We start from the raw sequence: 11,644 nt of genomic DNA, 5'->3' as shown, positions 1-11,644 counted from the left end.
GGCTCCTGCGGGTACGTGTAGACGCGCGCCCGGCTGCCCGGCAGTTCGCCGTCGGCGGCCGTGGGACGGCGTCTGCTCGGCGCGCGCCGATCCGCGGGGCCAACCGGAGTCGCCTCGGGGGGATTCAAGGTGGCGCGGCCTGTCCCTTGTGGCCGGTACCGCGGGCGTAGGTCCCGGGCTGCTGAACGCGGTTGGCTGGCTCAGGCGGCCCGGGTGCCGCGTTGTCCGCTGCTTTGAGGCCGCAGTGGAGGGGGAAGCGGGTCGGCGACTGGTGGGCGTGGTCGCCGATCGGCTGTTGCGCGTGCGCCTGACCGAGGTGCGGCTGGCCGCCTGCGGCGGGTGGCAAGTCGCGGATCGCCGGCGGCGATCGGCCGCGTTCGGCATGCCCGGATGCCCCGCGGGTCGCCGCCTGCGGCCGCGGGGAAGTCCCGGAGCATGGGCACGTGGGGGTGCGCACGCCTGCGCGGCTCGTGGTGGGCCGAGGGTGCGGGCTATGCCAGGTCGGCTTCGGTGGTGAGGGACGGGTCGAAGGGGTCGCCGCCGGCGGCCACCGCGGCCTGGTACGCGGCAAGGACCTCGACGTCCCGCTCGTCGCTGGTCAACTCCCGCTTCCAGTACGCCGATGCCTGCAACTGGGGCCGCGGCAGGCCGCGTTCGTCGAGCAGGCAGCGGCGGATCGCGCGGGCGGCGCCCGCCTCGGCGCCGACCCAGGCCTGGGCCCCGGCGAAGGGCCGGCCGATGTCGCGCACCGCCTTCTCCAGGGGCCCGCCGGGCCCGGCCGGCAGGCCGTCGCGGTAGAGCCAGCGCACGTCCGCGCCGGCGGGCGCGGCGAGTTCGAGCCGGTCGGCAGGGCCGTCGACCTCGATGAGCGCCACCACAGGGGTGCCGTCGGGCAGCGCCTCGAGGATGGCCGCGATCGCGGGCAGCGCCGTCTCGTCACCGGCCAGCAGATGCCAGGCGGCCTGTGCGCAGGGGGCGAAGTCGTGCCGGGGACCGGCGAGCGCGACCTCGTCGCCCGGCAGGGCGGTGCGCGCCCACACGCTCGCCGGGGTGTCGCCGTGCAGCACCACGTCCACCGTCAGTTCGTTGCGGTCCGGGTCGATCCGGCGCGCGGTGAAGGCGCGCAGTACAGGCGGGTGAGCGCCCGGCGGGTAGGTGGGGGCGCCGTCGGGACCGGCCGCCGGCAGGTCCACGGTGCGGCGCCCGGCCGGCGGGAGCATGAACTTCCATGCGTCGGCGGGCAGTCCGCCCTCCGCGCAGCCGGCCAGGTCCGGGCCGCCGACGGTGATCCGGCGCATCCGCGCGGTCAGCTCGGCGGTGCGCAGCACCTGCGCGCGGCGGACCCGGACCCGCGGCCGGGTCTGCCGGGTGCGCAGGCGCAGCTCCTCCTGGATCGGGGGCATGGGCACTCCGTACGGTCGCGGGCGAGCGGGGGAACAAAAGAAAGGTATGCCTTACCAAAGTTATTGGCAACGGGCTGTCGCTAAAGATGGCCGGCGGGCGGGTTCGCCCAGGTCGGAGCCGCTGGGGAAGAATGAGCCCATGACCGGGAAGAGCGAGCCGGCCCCGCCGGGACGGACCCAGGCGCCGCCGGCCGCGGGGCGGGCCCCGCGCACCCCTCGGCTGGGCCGCCCGCCGCAGGTCGACCGCGAGGCGATCGTCCGCGCGGCCGTCACCGTCGGCTTCGGCAGGCTCGGCATGAGCACCGTCGCCCAGCGCCTGGGCACCAAGCACTCCACGCTCTACCGCTACTTCGCCACGCGCGACGACCTCGTCGCGGCCACCGTGGACGCGGTCGTCGCGGCCGCGGACTGGCCCGAGCCGACCGGGAGTTGGCGCCAGGACCTGGCGGCGCACGCGTGGGCGACCTACCGGCTGCTGGAGCGGCACCCGGGCCTGGCCGGCCACATCGTCTCGCTGCGCGGCAACTCCGAGGCGTACGGCAAGGTGAACGGGCGCGTCGTCAGCCGCCTGGTGGACGCCGGCTTCCGCGCCGAGAGCGCGATCCTGGCGCACGACGTCGTCCACGAGCAGGTGCTGATGTTCTTCCTGGCCGGGCAGGGCGGCGAGGACGACGGGGAGGCCACGACCCCGCAGCGGGCGGCCGAACTGCGGCGCGAACAACTGCCGGACGCGCTGGAGGAGATCGACCCGCGGCTGCGGGAGGCGCTGGCCGGCATCGTCCGGGGCGAGCCGGAGCGCTGGTTCGCCCGCAAGCTCGACGTGCTGCTGGACGGCCTCGCCCCCTTGGCCCCGGGCGCCGGGTAAGGACCGGCGCACCGTCCGTACGGCTGCGGACCGCCCGTACGACGCCCCCACTCGCGGCCCTACCGGCGGCGGGAGTTCGCGTCCCCGCCCCCGGTACGGTCCCGCGCCGCGCTACCCCACCGGATCGAGGTCGCGCCGGCGCGAGGAGGCCGGGCGCATGTCCGTCCACACCCGCACCACATACGCCAGGCACGCCTCGCGCGAGCCGCGTACGCCGGTCGGGTGCCAGTGCGGCGGCACCGGCACGGCCGCCGGCCACAGCGAGGACTGGCCCTCGTCGTTGACCAGCACCAGGTGGCTGCCGCCGGTCGCGGCCGGCTCACGGGCACCGGCCCGGGCCAGGAACGGGCAGGAGGGGGTGCTGCCCTCGGGGCTGTCGGGCAGGAAGTACTGCCGCCACTCGCGGTTGCCCTCTTCGCCGTGGTTGCCGAGCTGCGGGGCCGGCTCCATGCCGTCGAAGCGTCGGATGCGGTTGCGGATCACCTGGCGGGCCCTGGCCCCGCGCGGGGTGTGCGGCTCCAGGCCCTCGAAGACCCAGCGCGGCTGGAAGGTGATCATGAAGTGCGGGCTGTGCCGGCTGTGCCGGTCGACGTGCGCGGGGGTGTTGCAGACCACGAAGATCTCGGTGCCGGCGAAGCTGAACTCCCACCACAGGTCCTCGGGGTCCAGCGGGGTGCCGGCCGGCCACGGCTCGGTGTCGCCGTCGTGCAGGTGCTGGAGCACCGCCCAGAAGCGGTGGAAGTACTCGGCCAGGCCGAGCGGGTGCTCCTCGGGCGGCCCGAAGAACACCACCAGCGAGGTGTCCTTGCCCAGGTCGCGGTAGATGTCGAGGTACTCGCGCAGGATGCCGGCGAGCGGCGCCCACGCGGCCGGGTCGTGCGCGCTGCCGACGAAGCCGAAGCGCAGGGACTCCTTCTTGGCGGCGGCGACCGCGAAGGTGCAGGGGAAGGGCTGCTCGGTGCCGACCAGGGTGGCCAGCAGGTCCGAGGCGGCGGCCGGGCCCCAGTCAGGCACGTCGCCGAGGGTCCGCACCCCGGGGGCCGCCGGGCGGGGGGAGGCGGAGCCGGAGCCGGCGGGAGCGCCGGGGGAGGGGCCGTCGGAGGTGAGGCCCTGGGAGGAGGGGCCGTCGGAGGGGAGGCGGGAGGAAGGGGCGTCGGGCACAGGGGAGGGCATGCTGGGGGACTCCATCCCGGGTCGGAGGGCTTCCGGCGCGGTCGCCGGGGACCGGAGGCGGCCGGCGGTCAGAACCGGGCGTACATCTCCTCGGGGATGATCGGCTGGTGGTAGGTGCACTCGCCGGACAGCACCGTGGAGCCGTGCAGCCGCGACACCGGGATGAGCACCTTGTCGCCCTCGTGCAGGTCGATCTTGTGCGTGACGTTGTTCCAGAAGTGCATCTCGCCGCGCTCGACCATCACCAGCCGGTGCTCGTTGTGCACATGGGTGGTCGAGGTCTCCTCGTGGCTCTCCACGAAGGTGTCGAGGTCGACGGTGATGCCGTTGTCCTGGATGTGGCGGTGGATGCGCTCGGCCTTCTCCTGGTGCAGCGGGATGTCGTCGGCCCAGGCGAGCTGGAGCGCCAGGTCCTCGTCCCACAGCTGCGCGAACCAGGCGGCGTCCGCGAAGCCGTGGTGGAAGCGCTCCACGCCGGCCGGCCCGTACAGGCGGTGCAGCGGCACGATCCAGCGGTCGGTGAACTCCCGCAGGTGGCTGGTCTGTTCGGCCAGGTGCGGCAGCAGCCCGGAGCGTACGCCGAGGCCGTCCTCGAAGACCTCGGCCAGGCGGGCCGCGGTCACCGCCCGGTCGATGCTGTGCTGCACCAGCGCGCCCAGGAACTCCGGGTAGCGCTCGCGGTCGCGGGAGAGCCAGTGCAGGTGGTTGCCCCGGGCCAGCGACGTGCCCAGGTACAGCTGCCAGTAGGCGCCCGTGGTGGTCTTCAGGCCGCCGCCCTCCACCAGGGCCCGGTACTCCTCGTGCAGCCCCGCCCAGGTGCGGTAGTCGTCCAGCAGCGCGGTGCGCGCGCCCGGGTGGGCGGTGTCGAACTCGCCGAGTGCGGCCCGCCCGGTGGCGAGGTAGGCCGCCGGGAGGTAGGCGGTCAGCTGGAGCAGCACGAACGTCGCCGACGCCTTGCGGTCCTTGGTGCCCAGCGCGGTGGTGAACGCGCGGTTCGGCTCGGCCAGCCGCTGCTGGTGGTACTCCTGCACGGCGGTGGCGACCTGGTCGGGGGAGTAGCCGGGCAGCGGCTTGCGCTCGCCGTCCAGCAGGCTGAACAGGTGCTGCTCCAGGATCGGGGCGGCGAGCGCGCCGAGCACGCGGTTCTCGTCGCTGTAGAACGTGGCCGCGTCGCGCCCGGCGGCCTCGTCGGCGGCGGGCGGCAGGAAGAGCAGGCCGCTGTCGTAGACGTTGCGCAGCATCCGGTGGCCGAGCAGCGCGCTCAGCTTGAGCGCCTTGGCCGCCGGCATCTTCCGGCCGTAGTCCAGCCACGCCAGGTCGTCCGGGCGCACTGGCCGGCGGTAGGGGTTCTGCTCGGTGGTGAGCTCCTCCCACTCGGCGGCCCGGTACGCGGGGTTCGCGGCGAACGCCTTGACGACGTCGTTGAGTTCACCGTTCGCGAGCTGGGCGATGGTCTCCGAGTGCTCCAGGGGCATGTCGGTCCTCCAGACGGATCGGGTGGTTGGGGAGGTTGGGGCTGATAGGGCGTACGGGCAGGGCGGCGCCGCGCGTCCGGGCGGCGCAACACGCTGTCATTTAATGCTTAGGTAAGCCTTACCTTAGAGATGGGCGCCGTCAAGTCCCCGCCCCCGCCCGCCCCGCGGGGTAAACCCGTCGTACGACCGGGCCGCACCGCCCTACGCTCCCGGCATGGACCCCCTCTGGTTCTCCTTCGACGAGGACGACCCCACCCCGGCGACGTGCGCGGCGTCACAACGGGAGTTCCTGCGCCTGGTACGGGCCGGGGCCGCCGACTGGCCCTGCCGGCCCGACGACACGTTCGTGCTGTTCTTCCCGCACGACGAACCGGACGACGACGGCAACACCGCCGAGCACGACGAGATGCGGCTGGTGGTGGACCTGCCCTGGCAGCGGGTCCACGGCTTCGCCGTCGGCGCCTGCCTGGAGGCGGACAGCGTGCTCTGCACCGAACTGCACCTCTGCAGCCTCCAGCCCACGCAGGAGTGGCCGGGCATCGAGCCGCGCCGCCGTACCGGCCCCCCACGGGAGTTGGCGGCCTTCACCCTCGACTGGATCGGCGACGTCCTGCGCCGGCCCGACCTGCGCTACGACCGCCGCTGACGCCCCCCGCGCGCACCGGAGTTCAGGACAGCGGGAAGCTCGGCGGGAACAGGTGCTCCGGTGAACGCCCCCGCCGGTCCCGCACCCCGTAGCCGGCCTTCATCCGCCCGAACAGCTCCTGCGCCCGCGCCCGCAGGGCGGCCGCGTCCACCCCCGGCACCCGCCCGTCCCGGACGACCACGCGCCCGGCGACCATCGACAGGCGGGCGGCGCGGGCGCTGCTGTTGTTCAGCAGGGTGCGGACCGGGTCGTCGAGCACCCCGTCCCGCAGGTCGTCCAGCGCGAAGGCGACCAGGTCGGCCTGTGCGCCCGGCGCGATCCGGCCCAGGTCCGCGCGCCCCAGCGCCCGCGCGCCGGCCACGGTGGCCGCCCGTACGTAGTCCGCGGGCGTGGCCGTGTCCAGCCGGCCGCTCTGCACCTTCGCGAGGTTGACCCCGAAGTCCATGCCGCGCACCAGGTCCGGCGGGAAGGAGTCGGTACCCAGCGCGATGTTCACCCCCGCCGCCCGGTAACGGGCGAAGGTCTCCATGGCCGAGCCGTAGCGGGCCGAGGTCAACGGGCAGTGGATGACACTGACCTGGTGGGCCGCCAGCCGCGCCAGGTCCCGGTCGGTGCCCGCGCCGACCGAGGAGTGCGCGTCGAGGTGGATGCCGTGCGGAACCAGCAGCCGTCCGCCCAGCAGCCCGGTCCGCGCCAGCACCGACAGCGGGTCGCCGCGCCCCTGTTCGGCCAGCCGGGCCCGCTCGCCGACGCCTTGCAGGCAGTGCAGCCGGACCTTGACGTCCAAAGTGCGCGCCGCCTCGGCGGTGGCGGTCAGCAACTCGTCCGTCACCGTCTCGATCCGGCAGGGCAGCAGGACCGGGCGCAGCAGGTCGTCGCCCCGCTCACGCAGCAGGCGCGCGAAGCGCACCGCGCCGTCGAAACCGGCCCGCCCGGCCGCCTCGTCCCACCACACCGCCGCGGTGCCGTCCGCGCGCACCACGTTGACCCCGGACCGGTAACTGGGCCCGAGATAGCAGCGCAGCCCGAGCGCGCGGGCCTCGTCCGCCATGTCCACGGCCTCGTCGTACGTCTCGGCCCAGCCGCTGTGCGTCTCCGCGGCGATCGGCATCGCGGTGGTGACGCCGTGCAGCAGCAACTGGACGAAGGCGTACCGGCGCACGAACGCCTTCTCCGCCCGGCTGAACACCTCCCGCGGGCCGTCGGCGGCGTACCGCTGCGACCAGTTGAGGTCCCGCGCGAGCTGGGGGTCGCCGAAGGAGTCCAGCAGGGCGTGGTCGATGTCGGCGAGCGCGTCGAGGTCGATCAGCCCCGGCATCAGCAGCGCCGCCCCCAGCTCCACGACCTCCACGCCCGGCGCCGCCGTCGTCCGCGGCCCGACACCCACGATCCGGCCGCCGTCCACGGCCACCTCGCCGTCACGCAGCAGCACGTGGTCCGCGCCCGCCCAGGCCAGGACGTGGTCGGCGCGCAGCCGGATCACGCGTCGACCAGCATCAGGTCCACGGCCACCACCCGGCCGCGGCGCAGCACCACCCGGCCGCGCGGCCGGTCCATCACGGCCGCCGCGGGCGCCTGCGCGTCCAGCAGCACGAAGTCCGCCGGGTCGCCCACCGCGACCCCCGGGTACGGGCCGCCGCCCGGCCGCGGCGCCGTGCCCGAGACGATGTGGGCGCCCCCGGCGGTGGCGACGGCGAGCGCGTGCTCCACCTGCGGGTCGTTGCGGAAGCCGTTGGTGAAGGCCAGCTGCCAGGTCCGGTCGAGCAGGTCGCCGTTTCCGTACGGCGACCAGTAGTCGCGCTGGCCGTCGTCGCCGAGACCGACCCGCAGGCCCGCCCCGGTGAGCTTCGTCAGCGGCAGCGTGTTCGGACCGGCCGGTGCGCAGGTGGTCACGGCGATGTCCAGCTCCGCCATCCGTTCCAGGGCCCCTTGCAGCTTCGGCTCCGGCAGGTGCGCGAGCGCGAAGGCGTGCGAGACGGTGACCTGCCCGGCCATCCCCAGGGCCGCAGTGCGCTCCATGATCTTCGCCAGGCTGAACAGGCCCAGTTCGCCCGGCTCGTGCAGATGGATGTCCACCGGCGCGCCGAACCGCTCGGCCAGTCCGAAGACGATGTCCAGGTGCCGCACCGGGTCGCCGTCCAGCGCGCAGGGGTCGATGCCGCCGACCACGTCGGCGCCCTCCTCCAGTGCCCGCGCCATCAGCTCGGGCACCCCCGGCTCGCGCAGGAGCCCCGCCTGCGGGAACGCCACGATCTGCACCTCGGCGCGGCCCGCGTGGTGCTCGCGCGCGGCGCGCACCGCCGCGAAGCGCTCCAGCCCCGCGTCGGCGTCGATCTGCGCGAACGACCGGACCCGCGTGGTGCCGTGGGCGACGAGCACGCCCAGCAGGTGCCGGGCGCGCTCCTCGATCGAGGTCTCCGCCGTACGCCAGTGGGCGCGGTCGTGCAGGACGTTGGGCCAGATGCCGCCCGGGGAGTCGTTCGGGCGCCAGGGCAGCCCGACCCGGTTGGAGTCCAGGTGGACGTGGGTGTCGCTGAAGGCGGGCAGCAGCAGCCGGCCGGCCGCGTCCAGCACGGGCGCGTCCAGCGCGGGCGTGCCCGGTCCGGCGGGCGCGGCGGCGCCCGGGGGAGTCACGGCGGCGACGGCGCCGTCGCGGATCAGGACGTCGACGGCGTCGCCGCCCCACGGGCGGGCGCCGGTCAGGAGCAGGCTGCCGGCCCGGTGGCCGGGCCGCTGGTCGTGCTGGGTCATGTCACTTCCCGAAAGCGCTCAGGGTCGGGATGCGGCCGCGCTCGATGTGCGCGTACGCCACCGACTCGGCGGTGCGCTGGTGGCCGGAGCGGATCGCGTCGAACAGTTCGTGGTGCTCCTGGCAGGCGAGGTTCTGGTCGCGGCCGGAGGTCAGGTAGAACAGCCACACCATGCGGCTGACGACCGCGTTCATCAGCGAGGACATCAGGGCGTTGCCGGTGCTGAGCACGACCGCCTGGTGGAAGGCGGCGCTCGCCTCGGCCACGCTGAGGTCGTCGTGCCCGCCGGCGCCGTCCAGGTAGCGGTGCGAGCGGGCGAGCGCGGCCTCCATGTCGGTCGCGTCCTGGCCCTGTGCCATCCGCCGGGCGGCGAGCCCCGCGGCGGAGACCTCCAGCGCCAGCCGGACGTCGAACAGGTCGTGGACGGCCTGCGTGGTCCAGGTGTCCACCACGGCGCCGCGCCGCGGCACCGTGCGGACCAGGCTGTCGGTCTCCAACTGCTGGATCGCCTCGCGCAGCGGCACCCGCGAGACCGACAGGTCCTCGGCGATCTTCTGCTCCGGCAGTCGCGACCCCTGCGGATAGGTGCCGACCAGGATGCGGCGGCGCAGCGCGGTGTAGGTCTGCGCGGCCAGCGAGGGTTCGGCGGACGACGGGCGGGCCGCGGGCGGGCCGGCAGCGGTGTCTCCGGCGGGCCGGCTGGTCATGGGGTAACCTCCGCAAGGATCAGCAGCTGGGCCAGACGATTGTCGATGATGGTGCGCAACTCCCTGCGCGCGCGGTGCAGTTCGACCTCCTCCTCGCGCCCGGAGCGGATGCGTAGGTCCATCAGTACGTCCTGTGCGCCGAGCCCGGCGCTGGAGAGCACGTAGCGGAAGCCGAGGTCGCGCTCGTAGCGCGCGGCGAGTTCGGCGACGAGGCGGCGCACGGCGCCGTCGGCGTCCAGCACACCGGACTCCTCGCGCGCCGACATCCCGTCGCGCACCGCCCGCGCCTCGGCCGCCGCACCGTCCTGGTGCGGTTCGGCCCGCTCCGGCTCGGCCGCCATCGGCTTGCAGTGGGCCAGCATCGCCACCAGGTCCGCCGCCGGCGCCGCCTCGACCTCCTGCCAGGCCGCGTCGACGAGTTCGGCGACGGTCGCGGAGTCCCCGGCCCGCGCCAGCACCCGCTCCCGCCAGGGCCCGTGCGGGTTCGCGGCGTGCAACGCCCGGCGCGCCGACGCCGGTTCCGGCACCTGCCGCAGGCCCGCCAGCACCGCGTCGAAGCGCGCGGCCGCCTGCTGCGGCGACAGCCACCGCGGGTAGGCGGGCACGGCCGCGACCGCGGCGTCCAGGCAGCGGCGCAGGGCCCGGGTCTCCGCGCCGGTCAGGTCGTCGTGGCCCTGCTGCGCGGCGAGCGCCCGCACCATGCCCTCGGAGCTGAGGCCACCCCACACCCACGTCATCTCCTGCCCCATCCGGGCCGGCACCAGGCCGTGGCTGACCGGGGGGAAGGCGTCCTGCCCCTGCGTGAGGGCGGCGGCCACGTCGCCGGGCATGTGCTTGAGGTAGGCGTAGCCGCCGGTAAGCGGCTTCAGCGGCGGCAGCGGCACACCCGACTCGCGGGCCACCACCCGGGCGACGTGCTGGATGCGCTCCAGCCGCAGGCCGGTGTCCACGCCGTAGAGGGTCTCCAGCGCGAGTACCACCTCCTCCAGCGGGGCGAAGCCGCAGCGGTAGGACATGCCGTTCATGGCGACGTCCGGGTGGGCGCCCGCGGTGGCCGCGGCGATCGCGCCCGCGGTGGCGAGCCCGAACTCGTCGTGGACGTGCATCGTCAGCGGCACCTGCCGGGCCAGCCCGGCCCGGAAGCGGCGCACGAAGCGCTTCATCGCCTCGGGGGCGAGGCTGCTGGTGGAGTCCATCAGGTCAAGCCGGCGCGCGCCGAGCCGCACCGCGTGGTCGGCCATGGCCAGCATCCGGTCGAAGTCGCGCCGCCCGACCTGCGCGAAGGTGATGGTGGTGTCCAGGCCGGCCTGCCCGGCGTAGGCGAAGTACTCCTCCAGCTCGTCGAGTTGGCGCTTCTGCGCGTCGTCGTCCGGCGCCTGCAGGATGCCCGGGGCGGCGGTGGTCACGCCCGCCGCGGCGAGCATGTCGACGGTCTGCCGCATCGAGACCGGCTGGTGGTCGCGGCCGTTGCCGACGAGCGTGTCGGTGTAGACGTTGAGCCGGAACGGGAAGCCGCCCTCGACGACCGCCTCCAGCAGCGCCCAGTCCTGCGGGGCCGGGTACGTCGCCCCGGTCCAGTTGACGTTGATGCTCTCCTCGCGCACACCCAGTTCGGTCAGCGCCTCGGCGATGCGCTGGAATCCGAGCCGGGAGGTGGTGTGCCCGGCGGTGAAGAGCGTCTTGCGCAGCGTGGAGTCGATCAGCCGCAGCGGCGCGGGGAAGTCGAACTCCGCCAGTACCTGCGGGTCGAAGTTCACCGGGCTGACCGCATGGCTGCCGGGGACATGCGGCCGACGTTCGGGATTGAGCATTCCAACTCCAGTTCAGGCACGAAGGGCAGGAGGCGGGCGGGGAGCGGAGGTCAGCGGGTGGGGGCCGGCGCCGTGAGCGCGGCGAGGGCAGCCGGCCAGCCGGGGCGGTGCTTGGCGGCCGGCGGCGTGTAGGGCCCGGCGGCCGTGGTGCGCTTGCCGAGGCCGACCAGCGCCTCGGCGAGCGCGACGGCCGCGGCCACCCCGTCCACGACCGGCACCCCGAGCACTGCCTCCAGGCGGGCGTCCAGCCCGCCCATCCCCGCGCAGCCCAGCACCAGCACGTCCGCGCCCTCCGCCAGCAGCCGCCGGCCCTCGACGGCGAGCGAGTCCGCGGTGCGCGCCATGTCGTCCTCGAGCGCGAGGACCCCGATGTCGCAGGCGCGCACGCCCGCGCAGCGCTCCAGCAGCCCGGCGGTCCGCAGGCTGTCGCGGACCGGCGCGACGGCCTGCGGCACCGTGGTGACCACGCCGTAGCGCGAGCCCAGCAGGCAGGCGAGCTGGGCGGCGGCCTCGGTGATGTCCACGACCGGTACGCGCAGCAACTGCCGCGCCCCTTCCCGCCCGTGCTCGCCGAATCCGGCCATCACCACGGCGTCGAACCGCTCCGCGGTGGTGCTCAGCAGGTCCAGTACGGCCGCCGCGGAGATGAAGCTGTCGTAGTAGCCCTCGGCGGACTCCACGCCCCAGGAGGGCTGGACGGCCACGACGTCCGTGCCGGGCCGGGCCGCCGCGCGCGCCACGGCCTCGATGCCCCGGGTCATGGCCGTCGAGGTGTTGCAGTTGACCACTAGCACGCGCATGGGTGTCTTCGCCT

General features: G+C 74.8%; 10 protein-coding genes. 2 read left to right on the top strand and 8 right to left on the bottom strand.

Annotation, left to right across the window (positions count from 1 at the left end; all coding sequences use genetic code 11):
• Nucleotides 1-491: 491 nt before the first annotated feature.
• Entirely contained in the window at nt 492-1,403 is a 912-nt protein-coding gene (locus AC3ERT_RS16555) for a siderophore-interacting protein (protein ID WP_435175025.1), read from the bottom strand.
• A gap of 139 nt (nt 1,404-1,542) precedes the next feature.
• Here AC3ERT_RS16555 and AC3ERT_RS16550 point away from each other — a divergent pair, with 139 nt between their 5' ends.
• Nucleotides 1,543-2,268, top strand: a complete 726-nt coding sequence (locus AC3ERT_RS16550; protein WP_435175023.1) for a TetR/AcrR family transcriptional regulator — start codon at nt 1,543-1,545, stop codon at nt 2,266-2,268.
• Nucleotides 2,269-2,379: 111 nt separating this feature from the next.
• Here the strand turns inward: AC3ERT_RS16550 and AC3ERT_RS16545 are convergent, their stop codons facing one another.
• Both AC3ERT_RS16545 and AC3ERT_RS16540 read right to left on the bottom strand, forming a co-directional pair.
• On the bottom strand, nt 2,380-3,441 hold the full coding sequence (locus AC3ERT_RS16545) for a YqcI/YcgG family protein (RefSeq protein ID WP_435132398.1): 1,062 nt from the start codon (nt 3,439-3,441) through the stop codon (nt 2,380-2,382).
• A gap of 68 nt (nt 3,442-3,509) precedes the next feature.
• Nucleotides 3,510-4,916, bottom strand: a complete 1,407-nt coding sequence (locus tag AC3ERT_RS16540) for a cupin domain-containing protein (protein ID WP_435175021.1) — start codon at nt 4,914-4,916, stop codon at nt 3,510-3,512.
• A gap of 214 nt (nt 4,917-5,130) precedes the next feature.
• On the opposite strand from AC3ERT_RS16540, the gene AC3ERT_RS16535 reads away from it, so the two are divergent.
• A complete protein-coding gene (locus tag AC3ERT_RS16535) occupies nt 5,131-5,562 on the top strand; it encodes a hypothetical protein (RefSeq protein WP_435132392.1) in 432 nt (143 codons plus the stop codon).
• A 22-nt stretch (nt 5,563-5,584) separates the two neighbouring features.
• Here the strand turns inward: AC3ERT_RS16535 and AC3ERT_RS16530 are convergent, their stop codons facing one another.
• From AC3ERT_RS16530 to AC3ERT_RS16510, 5 genes are read right to left on the bottom strand one after another with little or no spacing between them, the layout of a single operon-like run.
• Entirely contained in the window at nt 5,585-7,045 is a 1,461-nt protein-coding gene (locus tag AC3ERT_RS16530) for a chlorohydrolase family protein (RefSeq protein ID WP_435175019.1), read from the bottom strand.
• On the bottom strand, nt 7,042-8,313 hold the full coding sequence (locus tag AC3ERT_RS16525; RefSeq protein WP_435175017.1) for an amidohydrolase: 1,272 nt from the start codon (nt 8,311-8,313) through the stop codon (nt 7,042-7,044). Before AC3ERT_RS16525 ends, AC3ERT_RS16530 begins: the two co-directional genes overlap by 4 nt.
• A gap of 1 nt (nt 8,314) precedes the next feature.
• Nucleotides 8,315-9,019, bottom strand: a complete 705-nt coding sequence (locus AC3ERT_RS16520) for a GntR family transcriptional regulator (RefSeq protein ID WP_335979271.1) — start codon at nt 9,017-9,019, stop codon at nt 8,315-8,317.
• Complete coding sequence (locus tag AC3ERT_RS16515; RefSeq protein ID WP_435175015.1) at nt 9,016-10,830, bottom strand: 2-oxo-4-hydroxy-4-carboxy-5-ureidoimidazoline decarboxylase; 1,815 nt, start codon at nt 10,828-10,830, stop codon at nt 9,016-9,018. The genes AC3ERT_RS16520 and AC3ERT_RS16515 overlap by 4 nt, the downstream gene beginning before the upstream one ends.
• 50 nt (nt 10,831-10,880) lie before the next feature.
• The gene (locus AC3ERT_RS16510) at nt 10,881-11,630 is read right to left on the bottom strand and encodes an aspartate/glutamate racemase family protein (RefSeq protein ID WP_435175013.1); all 750 of its coding nucleotides are present in this window, start codon (nt 11,628-11,630) and stop codon (nt 10,881-10,883) included.
• Nucleotides 11,631-11,644 lie beyond the last annotated feature (14 nt).

This window comes from Actinacidiphila sp. bgisy145, from assembly GCF_057708125.1.
Note: the sequence above shows the minus strand (reverse complement) of the source record. Positions and strands in the feature narration are given on the sequence as shown.